The organism is Mycobacterium sp. E3339 (assembly GCF_001666915.1).
In the GTDB taxonomy this organism is placed as follows: domain Bacteria; phylum Actinomycetota; class Actinomycetes; order Mycobacteriales; family Mycobacteriaceae; genus Mycobacterium.
Genome location: NZ_LZIZ01000229.1, coordinates 1 through 19,962 on the forward strand (window position 1 = coordinate 1; position 19,962 = coordinate 19,962).

Genomic DNA, 19,962 nt, shown 5'->3' on the forward strand with positions numbered 1-19,962 from the left:
CGGTCACCACCAGGTGCAGGTTCGGGTCGGCCAACGCCTCCTTGGCCGCCTCGGTGAGGACCCCGTTGATGGTCGCCTTCGACAACCAGACCTGGGCCTTGTCCTCCTCGCGCAGCTGACGGTGCACCATGCCGCGGACGTACGCCAAATCGGCGACCAGCAGCGGGATATCGGCCGGCCCGATCGAAGCGGTCAGCACGTCCGCATCGAAGCGGCCCGACGCGTTGGTCTGCCCGATCACGTCGACGCGGTCCAGCCAATCCAGCGCCACCCGGCCCTGCCCGAGGTGCGCGGCCGCGTGGGCCGCCAGCGCGCAGATCGAAGCCGTCACCGCCGACATGATGATGGCCTGTGGCGGCAGCTCCTCGGCGGCGGCCAGCAACACATCCGGCCAACGCTGCGTGGTGTACATCAGGAACGCGCGGGCCAGCTGGTGCCACTGATAGTTGGCCCAGGAATCCAACAGGTCGCGGTTGGCCAGCAGCCGGTCCGCCTCGGGGTACTCCCCGGCGATGGTGAGTGCCGACGCCAACGCCAACCCGACTTGCGAGGCGTCGGTCACGGTGATCCCGATGTAGGGGCCCAGTTGGATCTCGGCGGCGAGCGTCTGCCCGATGCGGGTGGTCTCGCGGTGCAACCATTCGCTGGCGGCATACAGCTTCTTCAGCGATGCCAGGTCGTTGTCACCGCAGGCGATGCGGCCCAGCCACGCGTCGGCCATCGACGAGTCGGCATCGGTGGCCGCGACGAACTCCGGCAGTGCCGCCGCCCGGCCCTGCCGGCTCTTGATCGCCATGGCCCGATCGAAATGCCTACGGGCAGTTTGTAAATCACCCATTGTGTGCGCTCTTCAAACTCAAACTCGCTGACGTACTAGAAAACCGACATGGTGACCGGATCGAGGCTGACATAACGGTTCTCGGCGCGGAACATGTCCATCTCGACGAGCCAGTCCTTGCCGGCCGCGCTGACCCGCACCGTGGCGGGGCCGATCTGCTCGATGATCACCTCGAAGTTGTGCCGCTGCCCGTCGGGCAGCCTCGTGCCTGACGGGGCGACGGTGATCACGGTAACGGGTCGCGGGGTCGGCGAGATCGGACCGACGTGCTCCACGACGCTGACCGTGGTGCGCGGCGCGGGCCGGGGGGTGCTGACGACGCTGATCTCCGGCATCCGCACGGTGGCCCATCGCGTGGTGTCGCGGGTGTGCACGCAGACGCGCTCGCCGGCGCCGGCGGTGCGGATCACGATGCGCTTGGCGATCGGGTCGTCGGCGGCCACGAAGACCCGCGACAGCTCACCGGCATCGGTGACCGGGATAAGCAGCCGGTCCCCGTTGCTCAGCTTGCCGATCAGCACGCCCGACGGGCCGATCTCGGTGACCAGGTGCTTGGGCAGGCGGCTGGGTCGCAGGGCGCGCAGGTAGGGTCGCGGCCCGCACATGTTGGCCGCGGCGGCGGCGGCCTGTTCCCCGTTGAGCCGGCGCAAGATCACGCTGGGCGCGGTCGGAGCCGGCGTCGGTGTGCGCACGGTGATGGTGGCGGTGCAGGTAGCGTCCGGATACAGGGTCAGGTTCTGGATGACCTCGTCGGCGCGCAGCGTCCAGGCCTGGGACAGCACGCGCGACGTGATCGCCTCCGGGGGATACGCGTAGGTCGTCATCCAGCCCGCCTCACCGCGGATGGCCTTCCACCTCTGCGTGTCCCCCTCGACGGCGTCGCACCCCAGCCGCCGATCGAGCTCGCCCAGGTCGGTGGCGGTGGCCACCTTCGCCCGCAACCCCTGGCAACGCAGCAGCCCCGCGATGCGCTGTGCGACCGAAATCGCCGCGGAGCCAACGGTTGTGCGCCAGCGCAGCGCTTGCGTGTTGTCGATGATCGACAGCCGCATGATCAGCCACGTTTCGCGCCGGCCCGCATACGGCGGCGTGCCGATCTCCGAGTCATACACCCGCGGATAGTCCCCGATGGTGCCGTGCCGAGCGCCGAGCGAGACGACGCTGATCGAGTCGAGCTGCAGCCCCAACGCCTGTTGCATCATCGGCACCAGTTCCACCACGTCGATGACGTTGTCCGTCTCGACGGTCACCGAACCGGTCACCGTGGTGGCCCGGTGCGCCCTGCCGAGCAGCTGCACCGCCACCACCGCGACACCGTCCTGCACCCGAACCCCACCGCCGGATCGGTTGTTGGCCACCGTGATTGGCGCATCCCAGCGGATCGGGCGCCGGCCGTGCCGCCACAGCACCAGCCATGACCACGCCGGCTGACCCCACCAGCGGACGAACACCAGCGCGATGCCGACCACGACGGCGATCGCCGCGCCGATGTAGCCGCCGGCCGCCCAGCTCGCCACCGCGAGCAGGAAGATCACCCAGACCCCGAGGACCCGCCGATTGCTACCCGGGCTGAACCCGGTCAGCTTGGTCCTCACCGCGCCCGCCTTAGCCGCGCGGCGACCGCGGCCACCAGCACACCGGCGGCGACCGCGCCGATGAACCCGATGGCGACGTTGCGCGCCCGGTGATCGGCCGGCGGGGGCGGCGGGGCGGGCCGGATCACGCGGGTTTGCGCGCCGGGCGGCAGCCGGTCACCCGGCGGGATGTTGAACGTCAGTGCCGCAACGGGATCCACCAGCCCGTAGCCGACCTTGTTGTCCACCCCCGCCGGCGGATTGTGCGCCGACTGGACGATCCGGTTGATCACCTGGTGCGCGCTCAGGTCGGGGAATTTCGCCCGGACCAACGCCGCCACGCCGCTGACGTAGGCGGCCGAGAAGCTGGTGCCCCAAAACGGCATGTTCTTCTCGCCCGGCCTCGACGGCGGGTAGGCGTTGACCGGCCCGCCGCCCTGCGGCGACAGACCCATGATGTGGGTGCCGGGCGCCGCGACGCTCACCCACGGGCCCGACATGCTCTTGTCGAGCGCGGCGCCGGTCGCGTCGACCGCACCGACCGACAGCACGTAATCGGAGAACCACGACGGCGACGAGACCACCTTCACCTGATGCCAGTCCCGCGGATCCGACGGATCCAGCGGGTCGTACATCGGGTTGTTGTTGCAGCCGGCTTCCCCGTCGTTCCCGGCCGCGGCCACCACCACCGCGTCCTTCACGGTGGCGGCGTACCACAGCGCCGCGCCGAGCGCCCGCTGGTCGGCCGGGGCCGCGGCCGGCAGGCAGGCGGTGACCGAAATGTTGATCACCTTCGCCCCCATGTTGGCCGCATGGACCACCGCCCGCGCCACCGTATTGAGAGTGCCGGCTTTGACCTTCTCGTCGGAGTTGGGGTCGCCGGGTGGCGGATTGACCGGCTCAAAAGCCCGGGAGGACTGGCGGATTGAGATGATCGTCGCGTGCGGGGCCACCCCGACCACCCCGTCGGGCGCACCCGGCGGGAGCGGGGGCACCGCGGGTCCTCGGTCTGCGGATCTTCCTGCTCGCGGTGGCGAGCTGGGCGGCCGGCGGCTACATCGGCGCGGCGATCGCCGTCGTGGTCGGCATCGCGCTGGTGTTCGTCCGCTGGTGGGGTCAGCCGGCGTGGTCATGGCTGGTGCTGTGGCGGCACCTCGACCGGGGGCGGCGGCGCCCCGTTGGCCGGCGGTGGTCCGGCGGGCGGCGGGAAGGCCGGCGTCGACGGCATCGGGCGCGGCATCGGCAGGACGCCTTGCGGCGCGGCGGCGATGATCGAGCCCACGATCGTGCCGTGCGCATCGCAATCGGACAGGCCGTCCTCGCCCATGATGTAGTCCCCCCCGGGCACGGCCGGCAGCCGGGGGTTGGGCGAGACGCCGGTGTCGATGACCGCCACCGGAACACCGGTGCCGGTGCTGTACTGCCACGCTTTGGTGATGTTGAGCAGGTTGAAGCCCGGCGCCAGCTGCGCCACGTCGGGGTTTCGCACCGTAATCGGCGTCGAGCAGCTGTTGGCGCGGCGCATCGGTTGATCCGATCGGGGCGGCCCGTCCGGTGGCACCATTCCGGGATCCACCTGGGGCGGCGTGATCGCCTGCGCGGCAGGGACATTCGCGGACAGCGCGACGAGGGTGACGGCGCCGGCCACCGCCGCGGCCCTTTTCAGTGGCGAATCCACGTGAACAGCCCTCCCAGGGCCGCCGCGGCGGGCAGCAGGACGATGAACGCCAGCACTTCCACCCATTCCACCGTCAACCGGATGAAGGGCCTGAACCGCACCGTCGGCACCAACAGCGCCGCGGCCAGTCCGCAAGCGGCGAAGGCCGCCACCGCCGCTGCGGGCCAAAGCAGCCCGCTTGTAACGTCTTTCGGCTCTGCGAGCGCGTATTTGAGCACTCCGGCGCATACCGCGGCCGCCGCCCCGCAGGCGAGCGCCACGGCCTGGTACTTGGCGGCGAATCCGCGGCCCTGCGTGATGAAGATGCCCACCACCAGCCCGGCGACCACCAGCGCCAGCCAGGCCCACGGGCGCCCGGGCGTCAGCACCCCCCACACCGCGGCGGGCAGGACGAGCGACACCCCGACGCACACGCCGACCTGCACCGCGTTGACCAACCGCGCGGAGGCGGCGATCGCCGCGCCGCGCGCGGTGATGTCGGTCAATTCGTTGTCCTCGTCCTCGGATTCGTCCTCGCTGACCGGGGAGACGGTATCCACGGGCATGCCTTCGCGGCGCGCGAACAGGTCGCGGCCGGTGATCGACCCGAAGTGCGGCGGCCGCACCCGAGCCACCCAGAGCGCGATCAGCGGCGTCATCCGCACCAGGATCAGCAATCCGACCAGCACGCAGATGGCGAGCACCTGCGCCGAGGCCGGCCGGAACATCCGGACGAGGGCGACCGCGGCGAGGATCCCGCACACCGTCACCACCGCGGTGACGACCGCGGTCTGCCACCGCTTGCGCGTCATCACCCCGATCGCGATGGCCCCCAGGATCACGATCACCAGGCCGATCAACCCATGGGCCGCCCCCAGCGCGCCGGGCGGCGCGCACCCGCCCGCGACGGCCAGCAGCACGACCGCGAGCCAGCCGAAGCCGCTGAACAGGTCGCGGCGCTCGCGCCAACCCCACCAGACCACCGAGGCCGCGACCACCAGCAAGACGCCGACGGCGCCGGCCACCGCGGCGGGGACGGGGCTGTCGGTGAACGTCCGCGCGCGCAGCGTCAGCGCCACCACCACCGCCGCGGCCATCGCGATGATCGCGATCGCGGTGTGCGCGGCGGTCAGCGGCGTCACCGGGGCGAACATCCGGTCGCCCCCGTCGCGACCGAGCCACTTGCCCATGGCCGCCAGCCCGGTCGACAGCGACTCGTACTGCGGTTCGAAAGACTCGCCGTCGACCCGGGGCACCAGCACCAGGGTGTCGCCGTCCTGCACGCCGAGCTCGTCAAGGCTCTTGTTGATGTCGAGCCGCACCCCGTTGATCTTGTGCAGTTCGTAGCTGCCCGCCGGCAACGTAATGCCTTCGAACCCTTTGCGCTTCAGGTCGGCGTCGAAGAGCTCGACCATTCCCTCGAAGAATCCCTCCACGGGAATTCCGGCAGGGAAAACTTGGGAGCAGAGATGCTTCTCGTAGGAAATGTTGACCGCACAGCGCGCCGGGAAGGCGACCTTATGCGCTGATGTCACGGCGCCGTCCGCTCGGCATCTGGAATGTATTTGTCGGCCAATCCGGCGGTAATTTCAAAAAGCCGCAACCGCGTCTTTTTCTTCAATTCATGAACCGTGTCGATGAGCCCGCCTTTGGCCAGGTGCGGATCGAACGGCATCTCTTCGACGGTTGCGCCGACTTTGCTGAACCGTTCCGTCAGGTAAGCGAGCGCATCCTTATCGGTGATCTCGTCGGTGTGGTTGATGATCACGGTGCTGCGCGAAACCAGCTCGTGGTATCCCTGCGACCGCAGATAGTCCACCGCCCGCAGCACCGGCCGGGACCGGTCGGCGGTGATGCCGGAGACGAACACGAGGGTGTCGGTGCTTTCCAGGACCGGCTTCATCACCTCGTGTTCCAAGTCGGGCGAGGTGTCGACGATCATCACGGTGTGCGTGCGCCGCAACCGCGACAAGACCCCGGAGAACATGGCCGGCACCAGCGGCCGGGGCTGGTCGGACGTGCGGTTTCCGGCGAGCACGTCCAGCCCGATCGGGTTCTGCCCCAAGTGTTCACGAATGTCCGCATACCCCTGGACGTCGGTGTCGTTGATGATGGCGGTGTAGTCGCCCGGCGGCGACTCGTCGATGCGGTCGGCGAGCGTGCCGAAACCGGGGACGGCGTCGATCGCAATCACGTTCTGCGGGCGGCACTCTCGGAACACACCACCGATGCAGGCGACCATCGTCGAGACGCCGACGCCACCCTTGCCCGAGACCACCGTGATGACGTACTGCCTACGGATGTGCCGCCGGATGCGGTTCTGCAGGTCCCGGTAGTGCCGCTCGCTGGGCGATTCCCCGGGGTTTATTTTCTTAAATGAGATGACGTAGATGAATTTCCGCCAACCCGAGCCTGGAGGAATCTTTCGAGGCGCCGCCAGATCGGTAATGCGCATGGTGTCCGATACCGAATCGGGGAAGTTGCGGCTCCCTGACGGATCCCCCCGTCTGAGCGCCCCTTCGTCCGACATATTCGGGTCATTCCAAGGGCTCGTCACTTCGCGATGCTAACACGCTCGGCGATACCGCGTTTACCGATCAACAGACCGTTCAAGCGCGTAAGGGGTTGCCATTCCACGGCATTGGTTTACTGACTTATCTTGGGTCAGTTGAGAAGTCGGCCCGTCCGGTCAGACCACCCGCCGATACGAGTACCACTCGTCGCCGGCGGGCAGGCGCCGGATGAGCCGCTGCACCGCGCCACTGATGTCGCTGCGCGACCCCGGCGAAAGGATCTGGTAGCGGCGCTGGCCCGAGATGACGTTCTCCACGCAGACCCGGCCGGCCGGGGTGTCGATGATAGACACGGTCGAATCGCCGACCGCGATCCGCGCCATCTCGTCCGGCCCGACGCCGGCCTGCAGGCCGACGATGTGCGCGTGCGCCGAACGGGCGGGATCGGCGGCCATCGTGACGATCTGCATCTGGTCGACGTCGAGGTTCTGGCCGAGCAGGAACTCCTTCAGGCTGGCAGCGTCGCGCACCGAGGCGAGCAACTGCTCGGTATCGAGCGTGACCGGTTTCAGCGGCGCCACCTCCGCCACCCCGCACAGCCGCTCGACCTGGCCCACCACCAGGTCGCTGGCGCCGTTTTCGTTGCTCGCGGTGCCGGCGGGATAGAGGCGCACCAAGTCTTCGTGGCGTTCCAGCACCACCCACCAGGAGGCGAATCGGCAGATGGTCGCCCGGGTGGCCTCGCGCCCGGGAACCGAGATGTTGATCAGGAGACCCAAGTCGCGCCGCAACAGCACGGTGAGCCACTCGCGAATCATCGGGTCGGCGTTGCCGGCCTCGTCGAGCGCGCCCGCGGCCGTCAACTCGGCCGCCACCGGGTGGCGCAGCGCGCGTTCGGGGGTGTCGAGCCGCGGTATCAGCGGGCGCAGTCCGAGCTCGGGACAGGTCTGCTCCACCCCGCAGACCGCCTGCAGCACCCACAAGCCGTCGACGGTCGTTGTCAGCATGTCGGTTTCCTCAGCGGGCAAGGGCGCCAAAGGTGGGGCATGGACGCGCGGCGCGCCTGCCCCACCTTTGCCTCGGAGTCAGAACAGGCCGGCGATGTGCTGGTCCGTGCTGAGGGCGCCGTCGAGCACGTGCGACGTGGTCTGCCCGTGCTGGCGGATCGTGTCGATGAGACCCTGCAGCCCCGACAACATCTGCGCCTGCGCTTCGAAGAAGCCCGACGCGCCATGGCCGGCGAAGAATTCCTGCAACGCGTTCGTGCGGTTCGAGGTGTCATCGAAAATGCCCTGCAACTGGCCGGCGCGAGAAGCGACATCGGTGGCGAAGTCGGCGACGGCCCCCGGGTTGTAAGTGATTGGGTCGGACATAATTAAGTTCCTTTCAAAAGCCGTTTATGGATTTACGAGTGCGGGGCGGGATTCAGGATCCGCCGTGACCGAATAGGGCGCTGAAAGCGTGCGAAGAATCCGCCTCGTGACCCTCCATCAGGGCGGCGGCCTGCTTGAGGCCCTCGGCCAGCCGGGTGCCGCCGTTCAAGACCTTGTTGAGGTCGTTTTGGACCTCGATGGCCGTCGCGTGCGACGCGACCACCGCGTCACCGGACCATGTCGACGGGTTCATCACGTTTTCCTGATTTGCGACGTACCCCTGGCCGATACCAATCGCGTGTTCCATGTTCGCCTGGATGGCGTTGGAAGTATCGCGAAGCATTTGCGGTGTCACCTTGATTGTCACTGAATTCTCCTTCTCCGGTTGGCCGCCCCCCGTAATGCCTGGGGCATGGAGCGAAGTGTATGGCGGCTATTTATACCTGTCGATTCACCCTCAGCCGGGCCGGCTTCACACCCGATCGTCGACAACCCGCACTGTCGCGGGCTGTTCGGATTTGTCTCGAGATCCGCGTTCTCCTCCCGCCCCATGCCCCACCGGCATGCCGCCCATCGGTGTACCGCCGCCGACCGTCGTGGTCTGCGGACGCATGGCCTCGGCGCCCAACGCCCCGCTGGGCCGCAACCCCACCGGCCGACCGCTGCTGGCCGGTTCGAACGCGCTGACCGGACGGGTGAAGCTGGTCGCGGGCATACCCCCGGCGCCCATCGCCGCGCCCCCGCCGCCCCCGGACGCGCTGACGGCCGACATCTCCGTCGCCGACACCGCCGACACCCCGGGTGCCGCGCCGGCCATGGCGCCCGGGTTGGCGAACATGCCCATCATCGATTGCAGCGGCTGCATCATCTGCATCGGCGCCTGCATCATCTGCATGGGCGCCTGCATCATCTGCATCGGCGCTTGCATCACCGACTGCAACGGCTCCATGAACGAGCCGGCCTGGCTCATGAAGTCCTGGCCGCCCGACGCCGCCTGGCCGGCGCTCGAGGTGCCCTGCTGCGCGCCCTGCAATGCGGAGCGCATGCCGTCGCCGGCCCCGACCTGGGCGGCCGACTCGGCGACGGCCGAGGCCGCCTGCGCCGGCGCCGCCGGCGACGCGCCCATGGTCGCGACGGGCGGTGCGATCGCGAGGCTCTGGGTCAGCGACGTGAGGATGGCACCGTAGCTCGCGCCGACGGCGGAGTTGTTGGGCCACATCACCCCGAAGTACTGGACGTCGAGCGAGACGATGCGCGGGGTCAGCGCCCCGAGCACGAGGGGGTTGATGCAGTTGTCGACGCCCCATTCGTCACGGTTGGCGATGCACTCGGGCGCGGGACGCATGGAGCCGTACGCCATCTGATACGCGGAGACCGCGGTGGCGACGGTGGGCGGCTTCACGTCGACCCAGCCGGCCAGCCCGTGTAGCGCGGTGTTGAGCATCGTGACGTTTGCGACCGAAGCCACCGACCCGGCGCCCAGCCAAGATGCGGACGTCGTCGCAGTGTTGATCGCCGACGCGACACCTGAGGCGTGGTGGGTGGCTGCCAGAGCCATCCAGGCGGCCTGGTTGGCGAGGTGCGTGCCCACCCCGACGCCGCCCTTCAGCAGCAGATCGTTCTCCTCAGGCGTACGCGCGGCCCACCCCGGATCGGCCATGCGTACTTCCCCCTTTTAGAGCATTCCGCCGGCCGCGAGCGCGGCCATGCGGGCGGCCTCCGTCGAGACGACGGTCGCCGAAGCCAGGCCCTGTGCCCCGGCGAACAGGCCGCGCTGTGCGGCGTGCTCGGACACCACACCCAGATAGCTGGCGCCACAGGCGTTCAGGGCCGCCGCGAACATCGCCGAGTCGGGGTCACTGCCCATCGGCAGCGCACCGAGCAACGCCGGCGCCGCCGCCGAAGCCGCCGCCTCGGTTTCGGCGCTGATGGCCGACTCCGCGCCTGCCGATGCCAGAACCGCCTCTGGCTGCATCGACATAGTCATGATTTCCCTCCGATTGCTCAACGTCATAAGACGGGCTTGGCGCATCAGTCTAGTGCGGTTCGACCGTTCGTGTATTCACTCGCTTTCTCCGAGGCCGGAGGCCGAAAATTCCGCGGTTGATCTGACCGCCGGTATTCCCGCTATCAGTCATTCGTCAAACAATCTCGTATGTCACTGCAGGCACAGGGGCCACGTAGGCACCGGCCCGAACCGTCGATTCGGCTCGGTCATGCAAATGCGTGGCAGTAATCGGCAATCCCCCATTGTTGGCGGTATTAGCGCGAATTCGGCCGACCGCCGCAATTTCGCGGCCGCAATAGCGGCCGAGGCTACGCGGGGCCGCGCCCATCGCCGGCCAGGTTCAGCAGCAGCCGCGTGCCCCCAAGCGGGCTGGTCTGCAACGCCGCCGTGCCACCGTGCAGCTCGGCCTGCTGGGCGACCAGCGCCAAGCCCAGGCCGGATCCCGACCGCGATGCCGTCGACCCCCGGGCGAAGCGCTCGAAGACCGAGGCGCGCTCCGACTCCGGGACGCCCGTTCCGTCGTCGTCGATCGCGATCTGGACGCCCTCGCTGGAGCTGCTGACGGTGAGCAGAATCTTCCCGGCGTTGCCGTGCTTGACCGCGTTGGCGATGGCGTTGTCGATCACCAGCCGCAACCCGGTGGGCAGCCCGACCATCAGCACCGTGGGCGACGGCACCAGCGACACGTCCACATCCGGATAGACCCGCAGCGCATCGTGCGCCGCGCGGTCGAGAAGTTCGGTGATGTCGAACGGGACGAAATCGTCGACGGTGGTGAGCTCACCCTGCGCCAGCCGCTCCAGCGCCGTCAGTGTCGCCTCGATGCGGCTCTGGGTGCGGATGACGTCGCCGATGACCTCGTCCCGCTGCTCGCGGGGCAGGTCCAGCGTGGAGAGCACCTCCAGGTTGGTGCGCATCGCCGTCAACGGGGTGCGCAACTCGTGGGAGGCGACGGCCGCGAAGTCACGGGCCGACTCGAGCGCGGCCCTGGTGCGCTGCTGTTCGTTGCCGATGCGCGCGAGCATGCCCTCGACGGCCTCGGCGATCTCCACGGCCTCGCGCACCCCGCGCACCTGAACCTCGTCGGGACTGGACTGGGCGTTGATGGCGCGGGCCTGCTGCGCCAGCAGCAGGAACGGGTTCACCATGATCAACGAGATCACCCAGCCGACGACCACCGTGCCGCCGATGACGCTGGCACAGATCAACAGCACCCGCAGATGCAGCTCGTTGATGCGGTGCTGGGCTTCGGCCAGCGGCGCGGCCAGCGCGATCGAGGCGGGGCCGGCGGAGAAGGTGCGGACGCGGTATTGCACCCCGTTGATGGTGGTGTTCGCGTATCCGTTGGGCAGCTTGGGCAGCACGATGTTGCTGGGCACCGAGACGGTCACGTCGCCGATGCGCGCGGTGCGGACCAGGTTGCCGTCGGGCATGGGCTGGTCGGGGCTGGCGTGCTCCACGTTGTTGAGCAACGTGTTGATGTCGCCCAGGCTGCTGACCGAGTCGAGCCGGCGGTCCAGCTGGCTGTACTGATCGTTGGTGACACCGACCCACACCCAGGTGCCCAAGAGCACGACGAGGGTGATCACCGACAGCGCCGCGACGACGACGATGGTGCGCAGCGACAACACCCGCATCGGCAGCTTTACGTGCGCTAACACGCGGATGTCACGCTCCTTCGTGCCGCTCGCGGCGCCGGGCCGGCGACGGTGTCGACGGCTGATCACAACCCTCACACCGATAACGGTTCGCCGCCTTCAGGCGTCGTGGCGTTTCGCAGAGAATGTAGCGCCAATCGTTCGGCTCGTGCCCGGCCGCCCCGCGACCTGCGACATTTGCCTCCGAACTCAGTGAGTGAGTACTCTCTCACCATGCTCGCCTCAGGACGCGACCGGCTGCTGGCCGAGGCGCTGAAGCTCTTCGCCGCCAAGGGGTACGCGGCGACGTCGGTCGCCGACATCCAGCGGGCATCCGGCCTGGCCCCCGGGTCGGGAGCGCTGTACAAGCACTTCGGCTCCAAGCGCGAGCTGCTCGAGGCCGCCGTCGCGCACCGGATCGACAGCATCGTGGCGGCGCGCGAGCAGTACGACGCGGGGCAGCCGGGCAGCGTCGAGCAGGCGGTCCGCACCGCCGGCCAATTGATCTGGAGCAACTTCAAGGAAAGCGAAGATCTGCTCAAGGTGATGCTGCGCGAACCCGACGAGCTCGGCGACCTCGACGAGAAGACGTGGCAGGTGATCACCGACAACGCCTATCAGCGTTTCGCCGACGAGTTGGCGGCGTCCAACCGCTCGGGCCGCACGGCCATCCCCGATCCCGAGGCGGCCGCGGCCGTCGCGATCGGGTCGTTGTCCTACGCCGCGACGCTGCAGGCGCTGACGGGCCGGCTGCCGGGCAACATCGACGAGGACCGCTACTTCGAGGCGTGGGTCAACCAGACGGTCAGCGTCCTCTCGCAATACGGAACCCGTTGAGCACAACAACCATTCAGGAGTGAAGCCGTGACTTTTTCCCTACAACTGACCGACGACGTGATCGAGGTGCGCGACTGGGTGCACAAGTTCGCCGCCGACGTCATCCGCCCCGCAGCCTCGGAATGGGACGAGCGGGAGGAGACGCCCTGGCCGGTGATCCAGGAGGCCGCGAAGGTGGGCCTGTACTCCCCCGACTTCTTCGCCCAGCAGGCGGCCGAGCCGACGGGCCTCGGCATGCTCACCGCGTTCGAGGAGATGTTCTGGGGCGACGCGGGCATCGCGCTGTCCATCATGGGCACCGGCTTGGCCGCGGCGGCGTTGGCGGGCAACGGAACTCCCGAACAGCTGGGTCGCTGGCTGCCCGAGATGTTCGGCACCGCCGATGAGCCGAAGCTGGGTGCGTTCTGCTCGTCCGAGCCCGACGCCGGCTCGGACGTCGGCGCGATCCGCACCCGGGCGCGCTACGACGAGGCCACCGGCGAGTGGGTGCTCAACGGCACCAAGACGTGGGCTACCAACGGCGGCATCGCGAACGTGCACATCGTGGTGGCGTCGGTCTACCCCGAGCTCGGCACCCGCGGGCAGGCGACGTTCGTCGTCCCGGCCGGTGTCAACGGGCTGGCCCAGGGCCAGAAGTTCAAGAAGCACGGCATCCGGGCCTCCCACACCGCCGAGGTGGTGCTGGACAACGTCCGCCTGCCCGAGGACCACATCCTCGGTGGGCGGGAGAAGTTCGAGGCGCGCATCGCCCGCGTCAAGTCGGGTGCCTCCGCGCGCAGCCAGGCGGCGATGAAGACCTTCGAGCGCACCCGTCCCACGGTCGGGGCCATGGCCGTCGGCGTGGCCCGGGCCGCCTACGAGTACGCCCTCGACTATGCCTGCCAGCGTGAGCAATTCGGCCGCAAGATCGGTGAATTCCAGGCGGTGGCATTCAAGTTGGCGGACATGAAGAGCCGCATCGACGCCGCCCGCTTGTTGGTGTGGCGGGCCGGCTGGATGGCGCGCAACAACCAGCAGTTCGACGCCGCGGAGGGGTCGATGGCCAAACTGGTGGCCAGCGAGACGGCCGTCTACGTCACCGACGAGGCGATCCAGATCCTCGGCGGCAACGGCTACACCCGCGACTATCCCGTCGAGCGGATGCACCGGGACGCCAAGATCTTCACCATCTTCGAGGGCACCAGCGAGATCCAGCGCCTGGTCATCTCGCGCGCGCTGACCGGCTTGCAGATTCGGTAGCGGCCGCATCCCGAGGCCCGTGCCGCGGCGGGCACCAGCCATGATGGCCGGATGACCACCGAGATCCGGGTCCTCGACAGCGAAGCGGACCTGCTCGCCGCGGCCAACGTGTTTCGGGTCGCCATGATCGGGTTCCCGCCGCTGCCGGACCTGCCGGCCGGCCGGATCACCGAGCTGCTCGAACCCGGCCGCACCGTCGGCGCGTTCGTGGGCGGCCAGCTGGTGGGCACCGCCGACGCCGTCACGAGCCGCATGACGCTGCCCGGCGGGGCGGTGGTGGGGCACGCCGCCGTCACGCACATCGGGGTGCTGCCGTCGTTCACCCGGCGCGGCATCGCCACCGAGCTGATCCGTCATCAGCTGAGCGACATCGCCGCCCGCGGTGAGGTGGTCGCCTCGTTGCGGGCATCGGAGGCGACGATCTACGGCCGATACGGCTATGGGGTCGCCAGCTCGTCGCAGACGGTGGAGGTGCACGCCGCGCGGGCGACGCTGCGCCGCGACGTCGGGGCCGGTGGCCCGGTGCGGTTGGTCGACCCGGCGGAAGCCTGGGAGTTGCTGCCCCGGATCTACGCCGAGCACCGTCCGGCACGCCCGGGCACCATCGACCGGCCCGACGCGTGGTGGCAGAGTCTGCGGCTACGCACCGAAATGTCGCCGCAGCCTTCGTATGTCGCCGTGCACGGCGCGCCGGGATCCGAATCGGGGTTCGCCCGCTACCGACCCGTCGACACCGACAGGTGGTTCGTCAGCGACCAGCGCACCATCGCGGTGGAGGACTTCTTCGCCCCCACCGCCGAGGCCTACCTCGGTCTGCTTCGGTTCCTGCTCGGGCTCGATCTCATTGACCGCGTGGTCTTTTGGATGCTGCCGTTGGACGACCCGCTGCCCGGGCTGCTGGCCGATCGGCGGGCGGCGCGGGTCACCGCGGTGCACGACGAGACGTGGCTGCGCGTCGTCGACGCGCCGCGGGCGCTGGCGGCGCGTAGCTACGTCGGCGGCGACGCGGTCACCATCGCGGTGAACGACCCTCAGCTGCAGGGTAATTCGTGCAGCTTCGTGATCACCGCGGACGGCGCCGGGCCGACCGAACGACCCGCGCAGTTGCGGGTCGACGCCGAGGGGCTGGGTGCGGTCCTACTCGGCGGCACCACCTGGCGCGACCTCGCCGTCGCGGGCCTGGTCCGCGCCGACGACCCGGCCGCGATCGCCGCGGCCGACCGCCTGTTCGCGGTGCCGCAGGCGCCCCATGCCGGGTTCTTCTTCTAGCCGCGCGGGTATGCGGGTCGCGTGATCGTCATCGTCGGCGCGGGGGTGTGTGGGCTGGCCGCCGCCTACGAGCTGGCGCGGCGCGGGGAGCCCGCGATCGTGCTGGAGCGCGGGCGCCCGTTCGGCGAGCAATCCACCGGGCTGGCCCGCATCTTCCGGACCGCACACCGACGCCCTGCGCTGTGCCGCCTCGCCTTGCGGGCCCGCGCCGGCTGGCAGCGCTGGGAGACCGAACTCGCCGCGGGCCGGCTGCTGGGTTCGGAGGGATTCATCGCCGCCGGCGCCCGCGAGGAGACCGCGGCGGCGATGACGCAGGCCGGGGCGACGTTCCGCTGGCTGGACCGGGCCGATATCGCGGCGCGCATTCCGTTCGCCGCCCCGCCCTGGGAGTCAGGCGTGCTGGACCCCCTCGGGGGGAGCCTGCGCATCCGCCGGGCGCTGTCCGCGTTGGCGCTGCGGGTCGAGGTGCGCCGCGGCGAGGTCGTGTCGGTCGCCGACGACGGCGCGACCACGCTCGCCGACGGCACCGTGCTGCGGGGCGATCGCGTGCTGATCTGCGCCGGTGTGCAAACCCCCGCGCTCTTCGGCCCGCTCGGCGTCGAGTTCGCCCCGCACACCCGGTTCACCTACGCGGGCGCCGACGCGACGGGGGCGGCGTGCCTGTCGGCGCCCGAGGGCTACGGGCTGCCGCTCGGCAGCACGGGCCGCTGGGCCTTCGGGCAGCAGGCACCGGATCCCGCGACGGTCCGCGCGTTGTTCCCCACGCTTACCCCGGTGGAGCGGGTGGACTGCGTGACCGTTCGAGCGCCTTGGCTGGACGCGGGCGGCGACGGCTGGACGGTGGCGCGGCGCGGTCGCGTTCTCGCGTTCGTCGGCGCCAACCTGATGAAGTTCGGCCCGCTGTTGGGTGAGCTGCTCGCGCGCGCGGTGCTCAGCGATGAGACGCCGGCCGAGTTGGCGTTGAACTAGTTGCGGCGCAGGATCACTCGATGCGGCGCTGATCTTGCCGATCAGTAAATCCTTGGCGCGCAATGGCTTCGGTGCGGGCCGGCGGCCACGGTCAGCCGTGCGGCGCCTCGGAAATCTTGGTGTCCGGCTTGCCCAACGTCTGGCAGTACGTCAAGGCCGAGAGCCGGGTGGCCGAGATCTCGGCGTTGGCCGGGTCGGTGCCGTTCTTGTCCTTCAGCATCTTGCTGACCTCGTCGTTCTGCTTCTTCTCGTCCTGCGTCGTGAAGTCCTTGCACTTGGTGTCGCCGCCGGTGTTGATGACCTGTGAGGCCGAACACGCGCTGGACAGCAGCACAGCCATCGCGAACGCCGCGGCCGCGATTTGCTTCATGGTTTGCCTCCCTGGAGTCGAGTAGTGGTATCAGTACACCAAATCGACCGATTTGAAACCCCCGCACGAGATTTGCCCGCCGGTTCCCGCGTTTGCGCCGCGTGCAAACCGCACGCGATGGGGAATAACTGCCTCGTCCGCATCGTCGTTTAGGGTTTGTCGCGCCAAGCCAGACGGGGAGGAAACGTCCAGTGTCCCTAGCCAACGGGTCAACTCCGCGGCCGTCGGTGGCGACACTGGGCAAGGCTGGTACCCAAAATTCCGACCGCGGCGTGTTCGCGGCCGTGTTGGTGCTGCTGTTATCCGTGGGGTGGGTCGCCAACCACTTCGTCGCATTGATGCCCTTGCTCAGCGTTCGGCAACGCCTCAGCCCGGCCACGCTTGATGCGATCTTCGGCGTCTACGCGGTGGGATTGGTGCCGGGTCTGCTCGTCGGCGGGCGCGCGTCGGACGCGTTCGGGCGGCGGCCGGTGGCGCTGGCGGGTGCGGCGACCGCCGTGGCCGGTACGGTGGCGATGCTGTGCTCTCAGCAGTACGACGTCTTGCTCGTCGGACGCCTGGTCGTCGGGTTCGGCGTCGGCCTGGCCATGAGTTCCTGCACCGCCTGGGCCTCCGATCTGAAGGGTCCGGCCGGGGCCGCCATGGCCGGGGCGGTGTTGATGGGTGGTTTTGCGATCGGCCCGTTCGCCGGGGGGTTGATCGTCAAGGCCGGCCCGGCCGGCATCCTCTTGTCGTTCGTGATCGCGGCCGTGATCGGCGTGGCCGCGATGGCCTTCGCAGTTCTTGCCGCTCGGGGCGCGCGCACCGCCGCGCCGCCAACCACGCAGGTGCAGCAGCCGTCGACGAACCCGGGGCAGGGCGCCGCGCGGGCGTTGAGTTGGGCGATGCCGCTGGCGCCATGGGTGTTCGCGTCGGCGACCCTTGGTTTCGTCGCGATCCCCGGCCGCGTCCACACGGGGTTGGCCGCCCCGATGGCGATCGGCACCGCCACGTTGCTCGTCAACGGGGTCAGCGGACTTATCCAAGTGCTCGCCCGCGCGCGCCGCTGGGGGCCGGGGGCCGGCACCGTCGGCGCCCTGCTGGCCGCCCTGGGCTACGCGGTCACGGCGCTGGCCCCGCCGACGATGTCGCTGGCGTTGGGCCTTTTGCTGTTCCTGGTGCTCGGGTGCGCGTCCGGCCTCTGTCTGCGTGAGGGCTTGATCGACCTGGAGTCCGCGGCGCCGAAACACTTGCGCGGCGCGCTCGTCGGCGCGTTCTACGTGGTGACCTACATCGGTTTCGGCCTGCCGCTCATCTTGGCGACGGTCGGATCGGCGGTTTCGACGACCATTCTCGCGGTGATGGCGGCGTTGGCGTTGTTGGCCGCCGCCACTCGGGCGGTGCGCCTGCGACGCGACGCCCACCGAAAGGGCTGACGCCGCCGTTCGTGGTTCTGGCCGTATGGCTTTCGATCACGTTGGCCGCGTTGCTGGCGTGTTCCCGCGCGCTACATCGCTCCCCTCCGGATGCGTAAGGCGTTGAGGCTTACACCAATTCGCGTAGGGTCTCGATCAGCTTGATCCGCTCGCCGGGCGTGGACGCGATGGGCGAGACGTTCAGGGTGGTAACCCCGGCTTCCCGGAAGGCGGCAAGGCGATCCTTGACGAACGCGCGGCTCCCGATCAGGTTCACGTCGCGCACCAGATCGTCGGGCACCACTTTGGCGGCGCCCTCCTTGTCACCCGCCAGGTAGAGCTCTTGGATCCGGTCGGCCTGCGGGCCGTAGCCGTAATTGGTGGCCAGCATGTGATAGAAATTCTTGCCCTTGGCCCCCATCCCGCCGATGTAGAGGGCCAAGTGCGGCTTGACGAATTCCCTTAGCGATTCCGCGTTTTCGCCGATCGCCAGCACCGGGCCGGCGAAGATGTCCAGCTTACCCAGGCCGGGATCCCGCTTGGCGCGGCCGGCGGCCAACGCCTCTCCCCACACCTCCTGCGCCTTCTCGGGCAGATAGAAGATCGGCTGCCACCCCTCGGCGACCTCGGCCGCCAGCTCCACATTTTTCGGTCCCAGCGCCGCGATCAGTATCGGAATGCGTTCCCGGACGGGCTGATTGATCAGCTTCAGCGGTTTGCCCAGGCCGGTGCCCTGCCCCGCCGGCAGCGGGATCGTGTAGTACCGGCCCTGGTGTTTGACCGTCTCGCGGCGCCACACCTGGCGGCAGATGTCGATGACCTCGCGGGTCCGGGCGATCGGCGCGTCGTAGGGCACGCCGTGGAAGCCCTCGATGACCTGCGGGCCGGATGCGCCCAGCCCCAGGGTGAACCGCCCGTCGGAGACGTAGTCCAGGCCGGCGGCGGTCATCGCGGTCAACGTGGGCGTTCTGGTGTAGAGCTGCAGGATCCCGGAGGCCAGTTCGACCCGATCGGTGCTGGCGGCCAGGTAGCCCAGCGCGCTCACCGCGTCGAACGAATACGCCTCGGGGACAAAGACGATGTCGAGGCCGGCGCGCTCGAGGTCGGCCACTTCGGCGGCCACGTCCTTGAATCCGCCCGCATAGTTGATGCCCAAACCGATTCGCATCTTGCCCCCTACGCGGTGGTGGACTCGTCGGCCAGCTCGAGCGCCTCGCGCTGGATCCGGTCGAACTGCGCGCCCATCGCCTCCGAAAGCGCTTTGGCGCCCGACAGCGGCCGCACCATCACCATGAAGTCGTCGATGAGCCCGTCGTCGTCGAAGTGCAGGAAGTCGCAACCGGTGATCTTGACGCCGGGCGCCCCGGTGATCCCGGTCTCGAACACGAAAGCGTGGTTGCGCCCGCCGCCGTCGTGGATCTCCCGGATGTAGCGGAAGTCCTCGAAGATTCGCAACACGCCGCGCAGGATCGCCGCGGTTATCGGCTTGCCCACGTACGGCTTGAAGGCCACCGGGCTGGTGAACACGACATCGTCGGCCAGCAGCGCCGCCATGGCCCGCTCGTCACGTTCTTCGACCGCCTTGCGGAAGGGATGCATCCGCCCACCTCACATTTCGTTGGGAAGTGCCGTTGACGCTATGCGGTGCGACCCGACATGTCCATAGTGCGATTAATCACTTTGTTGACTAATCGCGCCGTTGTAGCATCTTTGGATGTCGCTGCGTGACGCGGTACTGGCCGCCCTGCTCGAGGGCGAATCGTCCGGGTACGACCTGGCCAAGGACTTCGACGCCTCGGTCGCCAATTATTGGATGGCCACCCCGCAGCAGCTGTACCGGGAACTGGACCGGCTCGCCGAGCAGGGGCTCATCCAGGCGCGGCTGGTGCACCAGGAGCGCCGGCCCAACAAGCGCCTCTTCTCCCTGACCGACGCCGGGCGCGCCGCGATCGGTGAGTTCACCGCCAAGGCGCCCAGGCCGTCGGCGATCCGCGACGAACTCATGGTGAAGGTCCAGGCCGCCGACGCCGGGGACACCCGCGCCGTGCGCGAATTCATCGACGAGCGCCTGCAATGGGCGACGGCCAAACTGCAACGCTACGAACGGTTACGGGCGCGGGTGCTCGACGGTCGTGACGAGGAGGAATTCCTGGCCGAGGCCGAGCGCATCGGCCCCTACCTGACGCTGCTGCGCGGAATCGCGTTCGAGGAAGAGAACATTCGCTGGGCCAGCCGCGCGCTGGCCGTCATGGAACACCGCCTGTCCGCGCGGGCCGACGAGTGA

Annotated in this window: 18 protein-coding genes and 2 pseudogenes; 6 read left to right on the forward strand and 14 right to left on the reverse strand. The window is 69.0% G+C overall.

The window, feature by feature from the left end; translation table 11 throughout:
* From A5702_RS21955 to A5702_RS22005, 11 genes and pseudogenes are all read right to left on the reverse strand, one after another.
* Nucleotides 1-838, reverse strand: a pseudogene (locus A5702_RS21955) (type VII secretion AAA-ATPase EccA); the annotation flags it as partial.
* 35 nt (nt 839-873) lie between these two features.
* The gene (gene eccE / locus A5702_RS21960) at nt 874-2,433 is read right to left on the reverse strand and encodes a type VII secretion protein EccE (RefSeq protein ID WP_068223729.1); all 1,560 of its coding nucleotides are present in this window, start codon (nt 2,431-2,433) and stop codon (nt 874-876) included.
* Nucleotides 2,430-4,090, reverse strand: a pseudogene (mycP, locus tag A5702_RS21965) (type VII secretion-associated serine protease mycosin). Before mycP ends, eccE begins: the two are co-directional and overlap by 4 nt.
* On the reverse strand, nt 4,075-5,604 hold the full coding sequence (gene eccD, locus A5702_RS21970; protein WP_067822339.1) for a type VII secretion integral membrane protein EccD: 1,530 nt from the start codon (nt 5,602-5,604) through the stop codon (nt 4,075-4,077). The pseudogene mycP and the gene eccD overlap by 16 nt, the downstream one beginning before the upstream one ends.
* Nucleotides 5,601-6,626: a MinD/ParA family protein gene (locus A5702_RS21975; protein WP_156349415.1), complete on the reverse strand. Its 1,026-nt coding sequence runs from the start codon at nt 6,624-6,626 to the stop codon at nt 5,601-5,603. The genes eccD and A5702_RS21975 overlap by 4 nt, the downstream gene beginning before the upstream one ends.
* A gap of 132 nt (nt 6,627-6,758) precedes the next feature.
* Entirely contained in the window at nt 6,759-7,589 is an 831-nt protein-coding gene (locus A5702_RS21980; protein ID WP_055399637.1) for an ESX secretion-associated protein EspG, read from the reverse strand.
* A 78-nt stretch (nt 7,590-7,667) separates the two neighbouring features.
* Complete coding sequence (locus A5702_RS21985) at nt 7,668-7,955, reverse strand: WXG100 family type VII secretion target (protein WP_007166892.1); 288 nt, start codon at nt 7,953-7,955, stop codon at nt 7,668-7,670.
* 52 nt (nt 7,956-8,007) lie between these two features.
* Nucleotides 8,008-8,322 carry a WXG100 family type VII secretion target gene (locus A5702_RS21990; RefSeq protein ID WP_007166893.1) on the reverse strand — a complete coding sequence of 105 codons (315 nt, stop codon included), beginning with the start codon at nt 8,320-8,322 and terminating at the stop codon, nt 8,008-8,010.
* A 105-nt stretch (nt 8,323-8,427) separates the two neighbouring features.
* On the reverse strand, nt 8,428-9,615 hold the full coding sequence (locus A5702_RS21995) for a PPE family protein (RefSeq protein ID WP_055399635.1): 1,188 nt from the start codon (nt 9,613-9,615) through the stop codon (nt 8,428-8,430).
* Between the two features lie 15 nt (nt 9,616-9,630).
* A complete protein-coding gene (locus A5702_RS22000; protein ID WP_055399676.1) occupies nt 9,631-9,942 on the reverse strand; it encodes a PE domain-containing protein in 312 nt (103 codons plus the stop codon).
* Between the two features lie 329 nt (nt 9,943-10,271).
* A complete protein-coding gene (locus A5702_RS22005) occupies nt 10,272-11,600 on the reverse strand; it encodes a HAMP domain-containing sensor histidine kinase (RefSeq protein ID WP_068223732.1) in 1,329 nt (442 codons plus the stop codon).
* Between the two features lie 234 nt (nt 11,601-11,834).
* Here A5702_RS22005 and A5702_RS22010 point away from each other — a divergent pair, with 234 nt between their 5' ends.
* From A5702_RS22010 to A5702_RS22025, 4 genes are read left to right on the forward strand one after another with little or no spacing between them, the layout of a single operon-like run.
* A complete protein-coding gene (locus A5702_RS22010; RefSeq protein ID WP_156349414.1) occupies nt 11,835-12,437 on the forward strand; it encodes a TetR/AcrR family transcriptional regulator in 603 nt (200 codons plus the stop codon).
* Nucleotides 12,438-12,464: 27 nt separating this feature from the next.
* Nucleotides 12,465-13,676 (forward strand): acyl-CoA dehydrogenase family protein, encoded by a 1,212-nt coding sequence (locus A5702_RS22015; protein ID WP_055399633.1) that lies wholly within the window; start codon nt 12,465-12,467, stop codon nt 13,674-13,676.
* 51 nt (nt 13,677-13,727) lie between these two features.
* Nucleotides 13,728-14,945, forward strand: a complete 1,218-nt coding sequence (locus A5702_RS22020; RefSeq protein WP_068223734.1) for a GNAT family N-acetyltransferase — start codon at nt 13,728-13,730, stop codon at nt 14,943-14,945.
* A 21-nt stretch (nt 14,946-14,966) separates the two neighbouring features.
* Entirely contained in the window at nt 14,967-15,914 is a 948-nt protein-coding gene (locus tag A5702_RS22025; RefSeq protein WP_068223736.1) for an FAD-binding oxidoreductase, read from the forward strand.
* Between the two features lie 91 nt (nt 15,915-16,005).
* On the opposite strand, the gene A5702_RS22030 is transcribed toward A5702_RS22025, so the two are convergent.
* Nucleotides 16,006-16,284, reverse strand: coding sequence for a hypothetical protein (locus A5702_RS22030; protein ID WP_055399627.1), 279 nt, complete (start codon nt 16,282-16,284; stop codon nt 16,006-16,008).
* Nucleotides 16,285-16,511: 227 nt separating this feature from the next.
* Here A5702_RS22030 and A5702_RS22035 point away from each other — a divergent pair, with 227 nt between their 5' ends.
* Nucleotides 16,512-17,699 (forward strand): MFS transporter, encoded by a 1,188-nt coding sequence (locus A5702_RS22035; protein WP_068223739.1) that lies wholly within the window; start codon nt 16,512-16,514, stop codon nt 17,697-17,699.
* A 109-nt stretch (nt 17,700-17,808) separates the two neighbouring features.
* Here A5702_RS22035 and A5702_RS22040 read toward each other — a convergent pair whose 3' ends face one another.
* The gene (locus A5702_RS22040; protein WP_068223740.1) at nt 17,809-18,846 is read right to left on the reverse strand and encodes an LLM class F420-dependent oxidoreductase; all 1,038 of its coding nucleotides are present in this window, start codon (nt 18,844-18,846) and stop codon (nt 17,809-17,811) included.
* Nucleotides 18,847-18,854: 8 nt separating this feature from the next.
* Nucleotides 18,855-19,277: a nuclear transport factor 2 family protein gene (locus tag A5702_RS22045; protein WP_068223742.1), complete on the reverse strand. Its 423-nt coding sequence runs from the start codon at nt 19,275-19,277 to the stop codon at nt 18,855-18,857.
* Nucleotides 19,278-19,392: 115 nt separating this feature from the next.
* On the opposite strand from A5702_RS22045, the gene A5702_RS22050 reads away from it, so the two are divergent.
* A complete protein-coding gene (locus A5702_RS22050) occupies nt 19,393-19,962 on the forward strand; it encodes a PadR family transcriptional regulator (RefSeq protein ID WP_067820942.1) in 570 nt (189 codons plus the stop codon).

Excerpts from the sequence above, each read along its gene's own strand:
- A5702_RS21980 (WP_055399637.1), bottom strand. The coding sequence starts at position 7,589 with ATGCTGACAACGACCGTCGACGGCTTGTGGGTGCTGCAGGCGGTCTGC.
- A5702_RS21985 (WP_007166892.1), bottom strand. The coding sequence starts at position 7,955 with ATGTCCGACCCAATCACTTACAACCCGGGGGCCGTCGCCGACTTCGCC.
- A5702_RS21995 (WP_055399635.1), bottom strand. The coding sequence starts at position 9,615 with ATGGCCGATCCGGGGTGGGCCGCGCGTACGCCTGAGGAGAACGATCTG.
- A5702_RS22000 (WP_055399676.1), bottom strand. The coding sequence starts at position 9,942 with ATGACTATGTCGATGCAGCCAGAGGCGGTTCTGGCATCGGCAGGCGCG.
- A5702_RS22005 (WP_068223732.1), bottom strand. The coding sequence starts at position 11,600 with ATGCGGGTGTTGTCGCTGCGCACCATCGTCGTCGTCGCGGCGCTGTCG.
- A5702_RS22010 (WP_156349414.1), top strand. The coding sequence starts at position 11,835 with ATGCTCGCCTCAGGACGCGACCGGCTGCTGGCCGAGGCGCTGAAGCTC.
- A5702_RS22020 (WP_068223734.1), top strand. The coding sequence starts at position 13,728 with ATGACCACCGAGATCCGGGTCCTCGACAGCGAAGCGGACCTGCTCGCC.
- A5702_RS22030 (WP_055399627.1), bottom strand. The coding sequence starts at position 16,284 with ATGAAGCAAATCGCGGCCGCGGCGTTCGCGATGGCTGTGCTGCTGTCC.
- A5702_RS22040 (WP_068223740.1), bottom strand. The coding sequence starts at position 18,846 with ATGCGAATCGGTTTGGGCATCAACTATGCGGGCGGATTCAAGGACGTG.
- A5702_RS22045 (WP_068223742.1), bottom strand. The coding sequence starts at position 19,277 with ATGCATCCCTTCCGCAAGGCGGTCGAAGAACGTGACGAGCGGGCCATG.
- A5702_RS22050 (WP_067820942.1), top strand. The coding sequence starts at position 19,393 with ATGTCGCTGCGTGACGCGGTACTGGCCGCCCTGCTCGAGGGCGAATCG.